The organism is Plantactinospora solaniradicis, assembly GCF_042658085.1.
In the GTDB taxonomy this organism is placed as follows: Bacteria; Actinomycetota; Actinomycetes; order Mycobacteriales; family Micromonosporaceae; genus Plantactinospora; species Plantactinospora solaniradicis.
The window spans coordinates 60,182-77,583 of the sequence record NZ_JBHSPR010000084.1; the positions used below are offsets into that span (position 1 = coordinate 60,182).

At 71.2% G+C, this 17,402-nt stretch carries 13 protein-coding genes and 1 pseudogene; 10 read left to right on the plus strand and 4 right to left on the minus strand.

Features of this window, described 5'->3' with window-relative positions; translation table 11 throughout:
- Nucleotides 1-251 precede the first annotated feature (251 nt).
- On the plus strand, nucleotides 252-1,367 hold the full coding sequence (locus ACFP2T_RS43585) for a Gfo/Idh/MocA family protein (RefSeq protein ID WP_377432959.1): 1,116 nt from the start codon (nucleotides 252-254) through the stop codon (nucleotides 1,365-1,367).
- Nucleotides 1,368-1,424: 57 nt separating this feature from the next.
- The gene (locus ACFP2T_RS43590; RefSeq protein WP_377432960.1) at nucleotides 1,425-2,549 is read left to right on the plus strand and encodes a DegT/DnrJ/EryC1/StrS family aminotransferase; all 1,125 of its coding nucleotides are present in this window, start codon (nucleotides 1,425-1,427) and stop codon (nucleotides 2,547-2,549) included.
- A gap of 53 nt (nucleotides 2,550-2,602) precedes the next feature.
- Here the strand turns inward: ACFP2T_RS43590 and ACFP2T_RS43595 are convergent, their stop codons facing one another.
- Nucleotides 2,603-4,657 carry a glycerophosphodiester phosphodiesterase family protein gene (locus ACFP2T_RS43595; protein WP_377432961.1) on the minus strand — a complete coding sequence of 685 codons (2,055 nt, stop codon included), beginning with the start codon at nucleotides 4,655-4,657 and terminating at the stop codon, nucleotides 2,603-2,605.
- A gap of 371 nt (nucleotides 4,658-5,028) precedes the next feature.
- Between ACFP2T_RS43595 and ACFP2T_RS43600 the strand changes: the two genes are divergently transcribed.
- From ACFP2T_RS43600 to ACFP2T_RS43615, 4 genes are all read left to right on the plus strand, one after another.
- Nucleotides 5,029-5,454, plus strand: a complete 426-nt coding sequence (locus tag ACFP2T_RS43600; protein WP_377432963.1) for a hypothetical protein — start codon at nucleotides 5,029-5,031, stop codon at nucleotides 5,452-5,454.
- Nucleotides 5,447-6,907 carry a hypothetical protein gene (locus ACFP2T_RS43605; RefSeq protein ID WP_377432965.1) on the plus strand — a complete coding sequence of 487 codons (1,461 nt, stop codon included), beginning with the start codon at nucleotides 5,447-5,449 and terminating at the stop codon, nucleotides 6,905-6,907. The genes ACFP2T_RS43600 and ACFP2T_RS43605 overlap by 8 nt, the downstream gene beginning before the upstream one ends.
- Nucleotides 6,904-8,289 (plus strand): type VII secretion-associated serine protease mycosin, encoded by a 1,386-nt coding sequence (mycP, locus tag ACFP2T_RS43610; RefSeq protein WP_377432967.1) that lies wholly within the window; start codon nucleotides 6,904-6,906, stop codon nucleotides 8,287-8,289. Before ACFP2T_RS43605 ends, mycP begins: the two co-directional genes overlap by 4 nt.
- Nucleotides 8,290-8,364: 75 nt before the next feature.
- Nucleotides 8,365-8,799 carry a hypothetical protein gene (locus tag ACFP2T_RS43615; RefSeq protein WP_377432968.1) on the plus strand — a complete coding sequence of 145 codons (435 nt, stop codon included), beginning with the start codon at nucleotides 8,365-8,367 and terminating at the stop codon, nucleotides 8,797-8,799.
- 15 nt (nucleotides 8,800-8,814) lie between these two features.
- Here ACFP2T_RS43615 and pgm read toward each other — a convergent pair whose 3' ends face one another.
- From pgm to ACFP2T_RS43630, 3 genes and pseudogenes are all read right to left on the minus strand, one after another.
- Nucleotides 8,815-10,461 (minus strand): phosphoglucomutase (alpha-D-glucose-1,6-bisphosphate-dependent), encoded by a 1,647-nt coding sequence (pgm, locus tag ACFP2T_RS43620; RefSeq protein ID WP_377432970.1) that lies wholly within the window; start codon nucleotides 10,459-10,461, stop codon nucleotides 8,815-8,817.
- An 84-nt stretch (nucleotides 10,462-10,545) separates the two neighbouring features.
- A pseudogene (glgC, locus tag ACFP2T_RS43625) lies at nucleotides 10,546-11,781 on the minus strand (glucose-1-phosphate adenylyltransferase); the annotation flags it as partial.
- Between the two features lie 144 nt (nucleotides 11,782-11,925).
- Entirely contained in the window at nucleotides 11,926-12,822 is an 897-nt protein-coding gene (locus ACFP2T_RS43630) for a LysR family transcriptional regulator ArgP (RefSeq protein WP_377432971.1), read from the minus strand.
- A 108-nt stretch (nucleotides 12,823-12,930) separates the two neighbouring features.
- On the opposite strand from ACFP2T_RS43630, the gene ACFP2T_RS43635 reads away from it, so the two are divergent.
- From ACFP2T_RS43635 to ACFP2T_RS43650, 4 genes are all read left to right on the plus strand, one after another.
- On the plus strand, nucleotides 12,931-13,539 hold the full coding sequence (locus tag ACFP2T_RS43635) for a LysE/ArgO family amino acid transporter (RefSeq protein ID WP_377433010.1): 609 nt from the start codon (nucleotides 12,931-12,933) through the stop codon (nucleotides 13,537-13,539).
- A gap of 182 nt (nucleotides 13,540-13,721) precedes the next feature.
- Complete coding sequence (locus ACFP2T_RS43640) at nucleotides 13,722-14,903, plus strand: ABC transporter substrate-binding protein (protein WP_377432972.1); 1,182 nt, start codon at nucleotides 13,722-13,724, stop codon at nucleotides 14,901-14,903.
- Nucleotides 14,904-14,953: 50 nt separating this feature from the next.
- The gene (glgA, locus tag ACFP2T_RS43645; RefSeq protein ID WP_377432974.1) at nucleotides 14,954-16,186 is read left to right on the plus strand and encodes a glycogen synthase; all 1,233 of its coding nucleotides are present in this window, start codon (nucleotides 14,954-14,956) and stop codon (nucleotides 16,184-16,186) included.
- A gap of 187 nt (nucleotides 16,187-16,373) precedes the next feature.
- Nucleotides 16,374-17,309 (plus strand): hypothetical protein, encoded by a 936-nt coding sequence (locus ACFP2T_RS43650; protein WP_377432975.1) that lies wholly within the window; start codon nucleotides 16,374-16,376, stop codon nucleotides 17,307-17,309.
- Nucleotides 17,310-17,402: the final 93 nt, after the last annotated feature.

A 17,402-nucleotide genomic window follows, 5' to 3' on the forward strand; every position in this document is an offset into this window, starting at 1 on the left:
GTCTGGCGGGTCGCGGGGGCGCCATAGCAGGATCCCCGGTGAATTGTCATCGCATTATCAACGAAGCCATTGGCCCCGCCTTTCGACCTTCCGACCGGGCGGCGTCGACTGGTCGGGACATGTGCCGTCCCGACGATTAACGACATCCGATCGCGAGCGCTCATCGGCGAATGGAATTCACGTAACGCGCGCGAACCACGGCGGCATTTCCGGCGACCCATCACCGTCCCCGATCCATTGGAGACAGTATCGTGACCGAGAAGTTCGGCCTGATCGGCTTTGGCTACTGGGGTACCAATCTCGCCCGGATCCTCGACCAACTGGCGCAGTCGCGGTGGCGCTATCTGGTGGACGCCAGTCCCGAGCGACGCCACGCCGCGACGGAGCTGTACCCGCAGGTGCGGGCCACCGACGACCTGGACGAGGTCCTCGACGACGACGAGGTCACCGCCGTCCTGATCGCCACCCCGGCGCCGAGCCACGCACCACTGGCCCGCCGGGCGCTGGCGGCCGGCAAGCACGTCTTCGTCGAGAAGCCGCTGGCGATGTCCGTCGCCGACGCGGTCACGCTGACCGAGACGGCCGACCGCCAGGGCCTGGTGCTGATGGTGGGCCACACCTTCGAGTACGTCCCGGCGGTGGAACGGATGCGCGAGTTCATCCAGGCCGGCGAGATCGGTGACGTCCTCTACCTGCACTCCCAGCGCCTCAACCTCGGCCGGATCCAGAGTGACCTGCACACGTTCTGGTCCATCGGGCCGCACGACGTCTCCATCGCCAACTACCTGCTCGGCGCCGAGCCACGCTGGGTCGCCGCACAGGGCGGCCGGTACCTGCACGACGGCGTCGAGGACGTCATGTTCGTCACCGTCGGCTATCCGGACGACGTGGTGGCACACATGCACGTGAGCTGGCTGGATCCGGCGAAGACCCGACGCACCACCGTTGTCGGCACCCGCCGGATGCTCGTCTACGACGACCTGAACACCGACGCCCGGCTCACCGTCTTCGACAAGGGCGCGGAACCACTGGAGCCGGACGGACACGGCATCCGGCGGTACCGGCTGCGCGACGACGCGGCGCACGTACCGGTGCTGTCCACGGCGGAACCGCTGGCGGTGGAACTGGGCCATTTCCTCGACTGCGTACGCACCGGCGCCCGGCCCCGGACGGACGGCTGGAACGGCGCGCGCGTGGTGGCCGTACTGGAGGCGGCCGACGCCTCGCTCCGGGCCGGTGGCGTGACGGTGACGGTGCCCCGGATTCCCGGTTCGCCGGACATCGCGCGGCCGTCCGTCAACCGGGCACCGCTCGGACGGCCGCACTCCGACGGCCCACACCCCGACCTCACCCACGCCGCGCACTGAAAAAACGCAGGTCGCACAGCGCAGCTCGTCCGCACCGTGAACACACAGGAGCCCGTCATGCCCCGAATCCCCCTGGTCGACCTGGCCGCCGCGTACGACCGGCACCGCGACGCGATCGACGCGGCCATGCGATCCGTCGTCGACGACACCCGGTTCATCCTCGGCCGGGACGTCGGCGAGTTCGAGTCGGCCTTCGCCGCCTTCTGCGGCACCAGCCACGCCGTCGGAGTCTCCTCCGGCACCGCCGCGATCCACCTGAGCCTGGCCGCCCTCGGCGTGGGTCCCGGTGACGAGGTGGCCGTCCCGGCCCACACCTTCGTCGCCACCGCCGAGCCGGTGAGCTGGCTCGGCGCCCGGCCGCGCTTCGTCGAGGTGGACGAGGAGACCGGGGGCATGGACCCCGACGCGCTGAAGGCGGTCATCGACCGGGTCCGCGCGGTGCTGCCGGTGCACCTCTACGGGCTACCGGTCAACCTGAGCGCGATCGGCGCACTCGCCTCGGCGGCCGGAGTGCCGCTGATCGAGGATGCCGCACAGGCGCACGGGGCGGAGTACGTCCGCGACGACGGCTCGACGGTCCGCGCCGGAGCGTACGGCCGGATCGGTTGCTTCTCCTTCTACCCGGGCAAGAACCTCGGCGCGTTCGGCGACGCCGGAGCCGTGACCACCTCGGACCCGGCGCTGGCCGACCGGATCCGGCGGCTGTCCGACCACGGTCGCACCACCAAGTACGAGCACCTCACCGTCGGCTACGCGGCGCGGCTCGACACGCTACAGGCGGCGGTACTGGCGGTGAAGCTGACCACGCTGGCGGACGGCAACCAGCGCCGGCGGGAGTTGGCCGCCGCCTACCGATCCCGGCTCGACGGCGTCGGCGACCTGGTCCTGCCGGTCGAGCCGCCGAACCGGCGCGGCGTCCACCACCTGTTCGTGGTGCGCACCCGGCACCGCGACGGGTTGCTGGCCCACCTGCGGAACGCGGGCATCGCCGCCGGGGTGCACTACCCGATCCCCCTGCACCTGCAACCCGCGTACGCCTCGCTCGGCTACCAGCCGGGCGACCTCCCGGTGACCGAGGCCTGGGCCAGGGAGTGCCTGTCCCTCCCCATCTACCCCGAACTCCCCGACGAACATCTCGAAACAGTCGTCGCCGAGGTCCGCTCCTACTTCAATGCGGTGTAAGGAAGGGCCCCTTCTTATCGTTTTCTGCATAAGAAGGGGCCCTTCTTAACAGGTCAGCGGAGACCGTTGCGGATTGCCACCGCCACCAGCCGGTCGGGGTGGTCGGTGATGATGCCGTCCACCCCGAGGTCGATGACCCGCTGCATCAGCGCCGGATCGTCCACCGTGTACGGCACCACCTTGAGTCCGTACCGGCGTTGCAGCTCCGGCACCGTCGGTCCGTGGAAGTAGGCCGGGTCCTGCCGCAGGTACCAGTCGGTCGACCGCACGGTGCCCTGCGCCGGGTCGTGTACCTGCCAGTTCGCGGAGACCGTCTCCGCACCGGCGGCCCGGACCAACTTGCCCAGGTCCTGGTACCGCCACCAGTCCAGGCCGGCGGTCCAGGGGCTACGCACCGAGCGGTCGCCGTACACCGCCCGCAGGGAGCACTCGTCGGCCAGGCTGGCGCACTCGCTCGGACCGTACTGCCAGACCAGGGCCACGGTCTCGATCTTCCGGTTGAGCTGTCGGGCGTACGTGATGGTCCGCCAGTCGAAGGACTGGATCGTCACCCGGTCGGTGAAGCCGGCCTTCTCGATCGCCCGGACCAGCTTGGCGGTGAAGCTGCGGTACGGCTCGGTGTCCGACACCAGCGGGCTGAGCTTCGTTTCGATGTTCAGCCGTACGTCCCGCCGGCCGCTCGCCCGCACCAGGTCGAGCACCTCGTCGAGGCTCGGGATCCGGGCTCCCGGCACGGCGACCTGGTCCGGCAGCTCCGGCAGCGTTTTCGATCCGCAGTCGATGGTCCTGATCTGCTTCCACGTCAGGTCGTGGACCAGCTTCCCGACGTACGGGAACGCCCTGTCGCCCGGCCTGGCCGGTGCGGTGTCCTCGCAGTGGCTACCGTTGATCGTCCGGTCGTGCAGCACCACGAGGTGGCCGTCCCGGGTCACCCCGGTGTCCAGCTCCAGAGTGGAGATCGCCGGGTTGTCCAGCGCGTTCCGGAACGCCGGCAGGGTGTTCTCCGGCCTCGTCGCCCGGCCGCCCCGGTGCGCCTGGATGTCGAACGGCGCCACGTACCCCCGGGGCAGCGCGATCCGGCGCTGCGCGAGCAGCGTACGCAGCCGGTCCGGATAGTCGGTGATGATGCCGTCCACCCCGTCGTCCAGCAGCTTGGCCATGGTCGGTACGTCGTCCACCGTCCACGGCACGACCCTGACGCCGTTGCGGTGCGCGTGCTCGACCAGCTGCCTCGTCACGTACGGCCGGTAGCCGGGGTCGGTAACGGTGCCGTTCTGCGGGAAGCCGTGCACCGGCGAGAAGGTGCGGGCGCCGAAGGTCCTGATCGCCCTGATCGGGTCGCCGCCGAAGTCGTCGATGTCCAGGCCGCCGAGCCAGGGTGAGGCACCCGGCGCACCGGTCTGCAGGAAGTCGTAGTTGGTCAGCGCCACCAGTGGCAGCCGGGGTTCGACCTGACGCATCCGCATCAGCGCGCCCCAGTCGAAGCTCTGGATGGTGACCTGGTCCAGCAGTCCGGCGGCCCGGATCTCGGCCGCGGTGACCTGGACGAACTGCTCCCGGGGTGCGGTCTCGGCCGGCGCGCCGGCCTCCACCTTGGTCTCGACGTTCAGCGTCACGTCGTCCGCGTCGTACCGCTTGACGAGCGCGAAGACCTCCCGGAGCAGCGGCATCCGGGCACCGGGTACGGCGAGCTGTCCCGGCTTGTCGGCCAGCGTCCGGCTGCCGCAGTCGAGCGTACGCACCTGGGCCAGGGTCAGGGTGTTGACGTACTTGCCGACGTAGGGGTACTCGGTGTCACCAGGCGTCGCCGGCCCGGTGTCCACACACTTGGTGCCGGTGACCCGGCGGTCGTGGGTGACCACCGCCTGCCGATCCTCGGTGATCTGCACGTCGAGTTCGAGGGTGCTGACCCCGAGTTGCAGCGCGTTGCCGAAGGACGCGAGCGTGTTCTCCACCCGCAGGCCGAGCCCGCCACGGTGAGCCTGCAGGTCGAAGCCGCGTGCGGATTCCGGCCGGTGCCGCTCGCCGGCCTGGACGCCGGTCGGCACCCCGGCCAGGACGGTTACCGTCACCAGCAGCGCGCCGAGGATGTGGCGCCGTCGGGACATGGGTATCACCCGTTCCACTGTGGTGCCCCCGGAGGATCAGCCTGGCGGCCGTCCGGGTGCGTTGTCAGAGGTCACGCCGGCTGGGGTCCGGCGGTCGGGCACAGCATCACGGCGGTCGGCGTCCGGAAGGCGTGCGGCGGGCAACATCGCCGTGAACCGGAGTCGACGGCCGGCATCGGATGAGACGATCCGGCAGGGGTACGGTAGCCAGCGTCGAAGAAGGACGGTCGGCGGTCGGGTCCACTTTCGGATGATGATCGAATAGGCCGATTTGACAGGTACCCGGTGTTGTGCCTCGGCTACAATGAGCCCCGCCCATATCTGACGACCACCCACGGGGAGGGGTTGCGATGATTCCGGCTGAGTCCGGCGTGGCACTCGGTGCGGCGGCCGCCGCGGTGATCGGCCAGATCAACGTCGAGATCGACGGTCTGGTGAGCGCGGCGGCGGTGATGCGCGACGAACTGGAACAGGGCTACCGCTCCCAAGTACCCCAGGTGCACGACGCCATGCAGCCCGGCGCCACGATCGGCGATCGGATCGAAGGCGAAGACTGGAAGCACTTGCAGGACCGCTACGACGAGTGCATCCAGAAGACCCTGGACTCGCTGTACAACTTGGACAAGGGCACCGACGCCGTGGCCCAGGCCGCCGACAAGATCGCCGCCAACTACCGCGGCTCCGACGCGTTCGCCCACGCCACCGTGAGTGACGTCCAGGAGGTTCTGCCGCCGCCCGAGCAGCCGGCACCGGAGACCGCCCCGGCCACCCCGACGGGAGGCGGCGACAATGGCTGACGCGGCCTACATCCCCCGACTGTGGCAGATGATCGACGCGGCCCAGCAGAAGCTCCAGCCGAGCCGGGACCAGGTTTCGGCCTGGGAGCGGACCTCCGGCATGCTCAGCAACCACGCCTCGAGACTCCAGGAATGCCGTAATCAGCTCGCCACCCTGTGGCCGCCGGAGCAGAACGCGGCCTCGGCCGCGTACATGGCCGAGTTGGACCGGTTGATCGTGGCGGCCCAGCAGACGTCGACCGCCGCCCAGAACAACGCGACGCACATCGGCTACGTGGCGGACGCGATCGACCAGGCGCGGGTCAAGTTGAAGCCGATCTACGACGAGTACGTCAAGAACCAGGCATTGCTGGCGGACTACCAGAAGCAGGTCGAGAAGGCCGGCGACATCGGTGGGGCGATCGGCAGCGTCGGGGGATCACGCTTCGGCCTCGACGCCCTGGGCCGGGTTGCGGGCGACTTCATCGGCGAGAAGGGCATGCAGGCATTCACCGATCCGCCGGTGAGCGACGCACAACAGGCGGCGTTGGTCGCGCGGGCCCGTGCGGTGCAGGTGGAAGTGGACGGCGCGGCCCGGGACGGCAGCAACCGGGTCCAGCCCCCGCCGGAGTACCTCCCACCGAGGAACGTCGAGGAGCAGGAGAGCACGGAGCGCTCCGCCAAGCGGAGCCGGGCGAGGATTCCCCCCGAGGTCAACCCTCCGCCGCACCGTCGGGCCGAGCCGGAGGACGACGACAAGCCCGGCTACATCGAAGGCACGCCGCCGCCGGATCTGCACACCGAACACCCTCCGCCGAACATCACGACACCGACCTACCCACCGGAGGGTCCGAGTCTGACCGGGGTCACCCCGCCGACGACCACCCTGCCCGGACCGACACTTCCACCCACTCCTCCGGTGCCCACACCACCGCCCACCGTCACCCCGGTCCCTCCTCCGGTCGGCCCCCCGTATATCGGAGGACCGCCGCCGGTCGGCCCCATCAGCACCGGCGGCGTTCCCCGGGGCCCCGGTCCCACCGGCAAGATCGGCCTGGGGCCGACCGCCCTCAGCACGGGGGTACCGCCGGGTGGGGTCATCGGCGCCCGACCAGGCGGAAACGTCGGCGGTGTGCCGGGCGGAGTCGGCGGCGCGCCACGGGCGAACCCGGTCGGTGGCGTGATCGGACAGTCCAACCAGGGCGCGGGTCGGCCCGGAGCGGCCGGTGCGGCCGGTGGTGCCGGAGCAGGTCGCGGGGCGGGTGCCGGCCGCGCGGGCGCGGCCGCCGGATCTGGTTCTCCCGGCATGATCGGCAGCCAGCGCGGCCGACAGACCGGGGACGAGCAGGACACCCGTCACTGGGACCCGGACAATCCGTGGGCGGTCGAGGAGGGCGTCGCCCCCGAGATCGAGCCGAACCGGACCGTCGGGCGGCACGAGCCCGGCACCGGGGTCATCGGGAAGGATCGGTGAGGGTTCGCCGCCCGCACAGGACGTGGCTGCCGCGCTGGTGCGCGGCAGCCGCCTGCGCAGTCCTCGCGGTGGTGGTCGGCGCACCGCCGGCGTTCGCGGACGCGGAGCGAAACCGGCAGTGGCACCTACGCGCCCTCAACGTCGCCGAGGCGCACCGGATCACCCAGGGTGCCGGTGTGGTGGTTGCGGTGATCGACACCGGGGTCCGGGCGAGTCATCGCGACCTGGTCGGCAACGTCCTGCCCGGAGTCGACCTGACCGGAGAGGGCGGCAACGGCCAGCAGGACGCCCACGGGCACGGCACCTCGATGGCCGGATTGATCGCCGCGCACGGACACGGACCGGGCAACGCCGACGGCGCGCTGGGCATCGCACCAAAGGCCAAGATCCTCCCCATTCGTGACGCAAAATCGGAGGTCGGCAATGCCGAGAACCTCCCGACCGCCATCGACCAGGCGGTACAGCGGGGGGCCAAAGTAATCTCGCTGTCGCTGAGCAGCGGAGCCTTCGACCGGCTCCGGGAGTCGGTGGACAAGGCGCTCGCCGCCGACGTGGTCCTGGTGGCAGCCGTCGGCAACCGGCCCGGCGACCGGTTCGTCGGCTACCCGGCGTCGTACCCGGGGGTGCTGGCGGTCGGCGCCAGTGGCCGGGACGGAAAACTGGCGCCGGTCAGCGTGACCGGCGCGGCGGTGGGGATCGTCGCGCCGGGCGAGGACATCGCGACCACGAGCCGCACCGGCGACTACAAGTCCGCCACCGGAACGAGCGACTCCACGGCGATCGTGGCCGGCGCGGCGGCGTTGGTCCGGGCGAAGTATCCGGACCTCTCCGCGACCGAGGTCGTGCACCGGCTCACCGCGACCGCCACCGACGAGGGCGCACCCGGCCGCGACCCCGAGTACGGCTACGGCGTACTGAACCTCGTCGAGGCGCTCACCGCCGACGTCAAGCCCGCCGAGTCGCAACCGTCGCCCGACAGCTCCAGCCCGTCGGCGGAGGATCCATCCGAGCCGGCGGCCGCACCACCGGACACCGGGGAGTCGCCCGGCATCACGCTCAGCCCCGCGGCATACGTCGTCGGGGGGCTCTGCCTGCTGCTGGTGCTGGCCGGCGTCGGCGCACTCGTCTGGCTGCTCGTACGCTCCGGACGCCGGCGGCGCGGTCCGCCCGGCCAATCGACCACTCCCCCGCATCCACCACCACCGCCGGAGGGCTATCCGGCGACGCCGACGGCTGGACGGCCCGGGTCCGGGTACCCGGCGCAGCCCGGATATCCGCCGCCCGGCTATCCGGCCACACCGCACCAGCCGCCACCGGGGTACGGCCAGTCCGGTCAGCCCCGCCCACCGACACACCCCGGCCCGCCCTACCCGGGCGGGTAGCAGCGGACAGCGCCGGAACCGCCGGAACCCGGGTTCACGGGCCGGGCGTCGATCCGGTGGGCGTACCGTCCAGGCATGGCGGAGGGCGGGCCCGAGGACTGGGCGGAACAACGACGACGGGCGGTGGTCGCGCACGCGGCGGCCGACGAGCGCCGCCGGAACGCGGAGACGGAGCAGGCCCGGCAACTCGTCGTGTCGTTCCTCCGGGAGGCCCGGGAACGCGGGCTGCGGCAGACCCCGCTGACCGCGGTCGCCTACAACGGACGGAGCCGCTACCGCACCCCGCTGACCGGCTGGTACCTCGACGTCGCCCTGATCCACGCGGTCGACGGAGGCGGGGCCTTCTACGTGCTCACGGTGCCGGCCAGCCTACGGGCCCGGCTGACCGGGGCGACGCCACAGCCGTCGTCCCCGAAGCTGGTCATCGGCGAGGGCGGACCGGACGGCCAGTCGATGCCGCTGCACGCGATGCTCCGCAGGCGGCTCGAAGCGGGCGACACCTGGCCATGACCGGGCCGGGAACGGTCAGGCGCCCTTGAGCACCCCGGTGACCAGTGACCGTGCCTCGTCCTGGAGCCGACCGAGATGCTCCGGCCCCCGGAAGGACTCGGCATAGATCTTGTAGACGTCCTCGGTTCCGGACGGCCGGGCCGCGAACCAGCCCGACTCGGTGGTGACCTTCAGGCCGCCGATCGCGGCACCGTTGCCCGGCGCGTTGGTCAGGGTCGCCGTGATCGGTTCCCCGGCCAGCTCGGTGGCGGTGATCTGGTCCGGCGAGAGTCGTCCGAGCACCGCCTTCTCGTCCCGGTTGGCCGGCGCGTCGATCCGGGCGTACGCCGGCTCGCCAAACCGGGCCACCAGGTCGGCGTAGTGCTCGCTGGGCGACCGCCCGGTCACCGCGATGATCTCGGCGGCCAACAGGCTGAGCAGGATGCCGTCCTTGTCGGTAGTCCAGGTGCGACCGTCACGGGCCAGGAACGACGCCCCGGCGCTCTCCTCGCCACCGAATCCGACCGAGCCGTCGAGCAGCCCCGGCACGAACCACTTGAAGCCGACCGGGACCTCGAGCAGCCGGCGCCCCAGGTCGGCGGCCACCCGGTCGATCATCGAGGACGACACCAGCGTCTTGCCGATCGCCGCGTCGGCGGCCCAATCCGGCCGGTTGCGGTACAGGTAGGAGATCGCCACCGCCAGGTAGTGGTTGGGGTTCATCAGGCCGCCGTCCGGGGTGACGATGCCGTGCCGGTCGGCGTCCGCGTCGTTGCCGGTGGCGACCTGGTACTCCGAGCGGCGCGCGATCAGCGAGGCCATCGCGTGCGGGGACGAGCAGTCCATCCGGATCTTGCCGTCCCAGTCCAGGGTCATGAACCGCCACGCCGGGTCCACCAGCGGATTCACCACGGTCAGGTCCAGCCCGTGCCGGGACGCGATCTCTCCCCAGTAGGCCACGCTCGCCCCACCCAGCGGGTCCGCGCCGATCCGCACCCCGGCCGCCCGGACCGCCGCCAGGTCCACCGCCGAGGGGAGATCGTCGACGTACGCGGCCAGGAAGTCGTACCGGCCGGTGGTGTCGGCGGCCCGCGCCCGGGCGTACGGAATTCGGCGCACCTCCCGGAGGCCGTCGGCCAGTAGCGCGTTGGCCCGGTCCTGGATCCACCTGGTCGCGTCGGTGTCCGCCGGCCCGCCGTGCGTCGGGTTGTACTTGTAGCCGCCGTCCGAGGGTGGGTTGTGCGACGGGGTGATCACCACCCCGTCGGCGAGCCCGGCGGTACGACCCCGGTTGTGCGTGAGGATGGCGTGTGACAACGCCGGGGTCGGTGTGTACCCGTCCCGGCTGTCGACCAGCACCGTCACCTCGTTGGCGGCGAGCACCTCGATCGCGCTCACCGAGGCGGGTTCCGAGAGGGCGTGCGTGTCCCGGGCCAGGAACAGCGGCCCGTCGATCCCCTGCGCCCGGCGGTAGTCACAGGTCGCCTGGGTGATCGCCAGGATGTGGTCGGAGTTGAACGCGGCCCGCAGGCTCGACCCCCGGTGCCCCGAGGTACCGAACGCGACCTGCTGCGCCGGATCGGCGGGATCGGGGTGCTCGGCGTAGTACGCGGTGACGAGCCGGGGCACGTCGACCAGGTCCTCGGGCTCGGCGGGCTGGCCGGCACGGGCGTGGACCGACATCGGTGGGGCCTCCTTCTGACACGGATGGTGCACGCTCTCCGGCCTACCCACGGGCGCCGGATCGTCCGGTGGTGGCCGGCGAGGTCAGGGCTCGATGCGCTGACCCTTGCCGATGACCACGATTCCACGGTCGGACACCGTGTACCGCTCGCGGTCCCGCTCCAGGTCCACGCCGATCTCCGCGCCCTCGGGCACCACCACGTTCTTGTCGAGGATGGCGTTGCGGACCACCGCGTGCCGGCCGATCTGCACCCCCTCCATCAGTACCGAGCCTTCCACGTGGGCCCAGGAGTGCACCCGGACATTCGGCGAGACCACGGAATTCTCCACCAGCGATCCTGAGATCACCACGCCGGGAGAGATCATCGACTCGACCGCCCGGCCGACCCGCTCCTCCAGGCCGTGTACGAATTTGGCCGGTGGCCACGGCGGATGGTCGGTGTAGATCGGCCAGTCGTAGTTGTAGAGGTTGAAGACGGGGTGGACCGCGATCAGGTCCATGTGCGCCTCGTAGAACGAGTCCAGCGTTCCCACGTCCCGCCAGTACCCCCGGTCCCGGTCGGTGCTGCCCGGCACCTCGTTGTCCCGGAAGTCGTAGACGTTGGCCTCGCCCCGCTCCACCAGCATCGGAATGATGCTGCCGCCCATGTCGTGTTTGCTGGTCTTGTCGGCCGCGTCGCGCTCGACCGCCTCGCAGAGCACCTTGGTGGAGAAGACGTAGTTACCCATCGACGCGTAGATCTCGTCCGGCGCGTCCGGCAGCCCCTGCGCGTCGGTCGGCTTCTCGCGGAACGCCCGGATCCGCCGGCCGTCCTCGGCCACCTCGATCACCCCGAACTGGTCGGCCGTGGAGAGCGGCTGGCGGATGCCGGCGACCGTGACGCCGGCACCGGAGGCGATGTGGTCGTCCATCATCTGCCGGGGATCCATCCGGTAGATGTGGTCGGCGCCGAACACGATGACGTAGTCCGGCTGCTCGTCGTTGATCAGGTTGAAGCTCTGGTAGATCGCGTCCGCCGATCCGGCGAACCACCACGGCCCGCGCCGCTGCTGCGCCGGTACCGGCGTCACGTAGTTGCCCAGCAGGTTCGACATCCGCCAGGTCTTGGTGACGTGCCGGTCGAGCGAGTGCGACTTGTACTGGGTCAGCACCACGATCTTCAGGAATCCACCATTGGCCAGGTTGGACAGCACGAAATCGACCATCCGGTACATGCCACCGAACGGGACGGCCGGCTTGGCCCGGTCTGCGGTGAGGGGCATCAGGCGCTTGCCCTCTCCCCCGGCCAGGACGATCGCGAGGACCTTGGCTGACATGTCCCGACCGTAACGGAGCGGGGAGCGCTCCGCACGAGCCTCGTCGTGTTCATCCCGCCAAGATCGTTAACGACCACTTCGTCCGGTTGCCCCGTGCCTCCGGCCGGCCCGTACGTCCGGGTACAGCTCCGGCGCCTCGGCGGTCGGCTACATCTCCAGCGCCTCGCCGGCCGCCGAGACGACGGCGTCGGCCAGTACGCCGAGGGACCGGGAGTCGAGCCGCCACTGCTGCCAGTAGAGCGGCACGTCGATGGCCGCCTGCGGGTCGACCGGAACGAGCAGGCCGGCCACCTCGTAGCGGTCGGTCTGCTGGTACGGCAGCATCCCCCAGCCGAGGCCGAGTCGGATCGCCTCCGGGAAGTCCCCGGACGACGGGAGGTAGCTGCGGGGCGGGTCCCAGGTCCGGCGGGCCCGCTGGCGCAGGTAGCGGTCCTGGAGGTCGTCCCGCCGGTCGAAGACGAGCACCGGCGCCCGGGCCAGGTTGTCGATCGTCGGACCGCCGGGCAGCCAGGTCCGGACGAAGTCGGGGCTGGCCATCGGCCGGTAACGCATCCGTCCGAGCGGCCGGACCGCGCAGCCCTGCACCGGCCGGTCCTCGGAGGTGATCGCCGCCATCACGCTGCCCTGCCGGAGGAGTTCCACCGAGTGGTCCTGGTCCTCGCGGTAGACGTCGACGCAGATCCGCTGCCGGGCTGCCGCTGCCAGCGCGGGCAGTACCCAGGTGTTCAGGGAGTCCCCGTTGATCACGACCGGGATCCGGGTGAACTCGGCCGGATCGACGGCGGAGTCGTACCCCAGTTCCTGGACCGCGTCGGTCTCCAGCAGGGCGACCTGACGGGCCAGGCGCAGCACGACCTGGCCGGACCGGGTCGGCCGGGCCGGCTTGGCCCGCTCGACCAGGACCCGGCCCACGCTGGTCTCCAGGGCCTTCATCCGCTGGCTGACCGCGGACGGGGTGACGTGGAGCTGCCGGGCGGCGGCCTCGAACGATCCGTGGTCGACCACCGCGAGGAAGGTTCGGAGCTGCTCGAACTGGACGTCCATGATAAGCAAGTCTAACGAATCATAAGAATGATTAGCTGGAGTGATCTGAGCCGGCCCTCTATGGTCGGGTCCGTGCCTCTCTCCTCGGGCCTGGCGCCCGCCACCGAACTGGTTCCCGTGCTGGCGACCGGGTTCGGTGTCGGGCTGTCCCTGATCGTGGCGATCGGCGCCCAGAACGCGTACGTGCTCCGGCAGGGCATCCGCGCCGAGCACGTACTACCGATCGTCGCCATCTGCGCGGTCTCGGACGCCGTCCTGATCCTGGCCGGCATCACCGGCATCGGGACCGTCGTCGCGCACGCCCCGGTCGCGCTCACCGTCGTCCGCTGGGCCGGCGCCGCCTTCCTGGTCGGTTACGGGCTCCTCGCGGCCCGCCGGGTCTTCGGCGCACAGAGCCTGGGCGCCGCGAACGGTGGCGGCGCCGCGTCGCTGCGGACCGCCGTGCTCACCATGCTGGCGATGACCTGGCTCAACCCGCACGTCTATCTCGACACCGTGCTGCTGGTCGGCTCCATCGCCAACACGCACGGGCGGTCCGGCCGCTGGTGGTTCGGGGCGGGAGCGGCGCTGTCCAGCCTCGTCTGGTTCGTCGCGCTCGGCTACGGCGCCCGCCTGCTCGGGCGGGTGTTCGCCCGCCCGATGGCCTGGCGGGTCCTCGACGCCCTGATCGCGATCACCATGGTCACCATCGGCGTCAGCCTGGTCACGAACGACTGATCGCAGCTCCGATAGTTTCGGGATCGGACCGCAAAGCTCCATGGGGCTTCCGGATCCCGAGCCTGCCGAATATCGGCAGTGCGGACGGTTGACGCTCCGGCAACACCCGTGGCACGCTCCGCGACACGCGCGGTCGCGGCGGCGATGGCGACGGGGACGGGGACGGGGAATCGGGCGGGACGGTGACCCTGACCTGGTGGCACAACGCCAACGCGGAGCCCGGCCTGGGGTTCTGGAGGACCGTCGCGGACGAGTACCACGCGAAGAACCCGCACGTCGCGGTCGACGTCGTCCCGTTGCAGAACGAGCAGTTCCGGACCAGGATCCCGGTCGCGTTGCAGTCGCAGGACCCGCCGGACGTGTTCCAGTCGTGGGGTGGCGGCCAGCTCGCCGACCAGGTCAGCTCCGGCCGGGTCAAGGACATCAGCGAGGCCACCGGGCCGTGGATCGGCGGGCTGGGTGCCGCCGCCCGGGGCTGGCAGGTGGAGGGTAGGCAGTACGGGGTTCCGTACAACCTGGGCGTGGTCGGCTTCTGGTACAACAAGGACCTCTTCACCCGGGCCGGCATCACCGCGCCGCCGGCCACCTGGAAGGAACTGCTCGGCACCATCGGCAGGCTGAAGGCCGCCGGCCTCACACCGATCGCCATCGGCGGCAAGGACCGCTGGCCGGACGCGCTCTACGGGGGGTACCTGGCGGTGCGCGGCTGCTCGCGGCAGGTCCTCGAGGACTCGGTGGCCAACTACCGGTTCGACGACCCGTGCTGGGTCCAGGCGGGCCAGAAGACCAAGGAACTGATCGACGCCCAGCCGTTCCAGAAGGGCTTCCTGGCCACCCCCGCACAGCAGGGCGCCACCAGTTCGGCCGGGCTGCTGGCCGACGGCAGAGCGGCGATGGAGTTGCAGGGCCACTGGAACCCCAGCGTGATGCAGGGCCTGATGCCGGACCGGAAGGCACTCGGCGGCAAGCTCGGCTGGTTCCCGTTCCCGGCCGTCTCCGGAGGCGCGGGTGACCCGAAGGCCGCGTTCGGCGGAGGCGACGGGTTCGCCTGCTCCTACCGGGCGCCGGACGTGTGCGCCGACTTCCTGAAGTACATCTCGAGCCTGGACGTGCAGAAGCGGTGGGCCGCGCTGAACACCGGCCTGCCGGTCGCCGAGGGCTCCGAGAGCGCCGTCACCGACCCGACGATGAAGTCACTGCTGGACTTCCGGGCAGGCGCCAGCTACGTACAGATGTACTTCGACATCGCGTTGCGGACCAGCGTCGGCCAGGCGCTGAACGAAGCGGTCGCCAGACAGTTCGCCGGCAAGGCGAAGCCGGAACAGGTGATCGAGGCCCTCGACACCGCCGCAAGGCACCGGTGAGCCAACCGCGTCGCGGGCGGACCGGTTCCGGCTGCACTAGGGTGCCGGCTGTGACCGAAACGACGCCCGACGACCGGCGGCTCCGGGTGGACCTGTTGACCAGGGAGTACCCCCCGGAGGTGTACGGCGGAGCCGGAGTGCACGTCGAGTACCTGGCCCGGGAACTCCGCTCCCGCGCCGACACCCGGGTGCACTGCTTCGGAGCACCCCGGCAGCCTCCGTACGCCGAGCCGGGTGTCACCGCGTACGCCGAGCCGGCGCCCCTGGCCGGCACGAACGCCGCGCTGCGCACGATGGGCGTGGACCTGGAGATGGCGGCGGGCTGCGCCGGCACCGACGTCGTACACAGCCACACCTGGTACGCCAACCTCGCCGGCCACGTCGCCAAGCTGCTGCACGGGGTACCGCACGTGGTGACCGTGCACAGTCTGGAACCGCTGCGGCCGTGGAAGGCCGAGCAGCTCGGCGGCGGCTACGCGCTCTCCTCCTGGTGCGAGCGCACCGCGCTGGAGGCCGCCGACGCGGTGATCGCGGTCTCCGCCGGGATGATGCGGGACCTGCTGGCCGCCTACCCCTCGGTCTCCCCGGACCGGGTCCGGGTGGTGCACAACGGGATCGACACCCACCAGTACGCACCGGACCCGGGCACGGAGGTGCTGGCCCGGCTCGGCGTGGACCCGGACCGGCCCAGCGTGACGTACGTCGGCCGGATCACCCGGCAGAAGGGCCTGCCCTACCTGCTCCGGGCGGCCCGGCTGCTGCCGCCGGAGGCTCAGCTCGTGCTGCTGGCCGGTGCTCCGGACACGGCGGAGATCGCGGCCGAGGTCGAGGAGCTGGTCGCCGAGCTGCGGAGCAGTCGGGAGGGCGTGGTCTGGGTCGCCGAGATGCTGCCCAAGCCCGAGGTGATCCAGATCCTCACCCACAGCACGGTCTTCGTCTGCCCGTCGGTCTACGAGCCGATGGGCATCGTCAACCTGGAGGCGATGGCCTGCGAGACCGCCGTGGTCGCCACCGCCACCGGCGGCATTCCCGAGGTGGTCGCGGACGGCGCCACCGGCCTGCTGGTGCCGATCGCGCAGGCCGCCGACGGTACGGGTACCCCGCTGGACCCGGACGGTTTCGTCGCCGACCTCGCCGCGGCGATCAACGAGGTGCTGGACGATCCGAAGCGGGCCGTCGAGCTGGGTCGAGCCGGGCGGCGGCGGGCGGTGGAGCACTTCTCCTGGGACTCGATCGCCGACCGCACCCTAACCGTCTACCGCGAGGCCCTAGCCCCCCGCTGACAACACCGCGACAACGCCCCGCCCCGCCCCCAGACTCCTCACATGATCGCGAAGAGTTCTGCTTGCCTGGACACGCCGGACTTTACGGGATCACGGAAACATCGCCTGTGGATGAGGGTGGAGGGGTTGTCCACAGGCGGGGTGGGTGGGGTGGCGGGGAGGGGGCAGCGGCGGCAGGGTGTGCCGGGTGTTCGAGGAGCTTGTCCGACGGCAGCACGGCGTACTCACCCGACAACAGGCGTACGCCTGCGGGCTGACCAGGGCCCAGGTCGAACACCGGATCCACAGCGGCCGCTGGCAGGTGCTGGTCGGGCGGGTCTTCGCCACCTTCAGCGGAATGCCGCCCCGCGAGGCGGTGCTGTGGGCCGCCCTGCTCCGGGCCGGGTCCGGTGCCATGCTCAGCCATCACACCGCAGCCGAAGTACAGGGGCTGGCCGAGCAGCCGGCTCCCGTCATCCACCTCACCGTGCCCGGGGAGCGACGGGTACGCCGGATGAGCGGCGTCGTGGTACATCTGCGGGCCGGGGCGGAGCGGGCCCGACACCCGACCCGGCTGCCCCCGCAGACCCGGGTCGAGGAGACGGTGCTGGACCTGACCCAACAGGCCGACAGCCTGGACGAGGCGCTGGGCTGGCTGGCCCGGGCCTGTGGCCGCCGACTCACCACCGCAGACCGGATCACCAGGTCAATGGCCAGCCGGGCGAAGCTGCGCTGGCGGGCCGAGTTGCGGGCGGCCCTCGTCGAGGTCGCGGACGGCTGCCACTCGCTGCTGGAACTGCGCTACCTGCGAGACGTCGAACGGGCCCACGGGCTACCGACCGGGGCTCGGCAGGTCGCCCGAGCCCGGCGCGGCGGACGCTGGTACGACGACGTCGACTACCGCCCCTACCGCACCCGCGTGGAGTTGGACGGTCTGGCCGGACATCCGTCCGACCGGCGGTGGCTGGATGCCCGCCGGGACAACGCGGCGGCGGCCGAGGGCGAGACGACCCTCCGGTACGGCTGGACGGACACGACGGAGAACGCCTGCACCACCGCCCGGCAGGTCGCCACCGTGCTACGCCGCAACGGCTGGCCCGGCCACCCCCACCCCTGCGCACCGATCTGCCGGATCCTCACATGATCGCGAAGAGTTCCGCTTTCCTGGGCAAGCCGGACGTTACGGGATCATGGATCCTGGCCCTTTCCTCGGGCGGTGGCTCGGGGCGGGACTCTT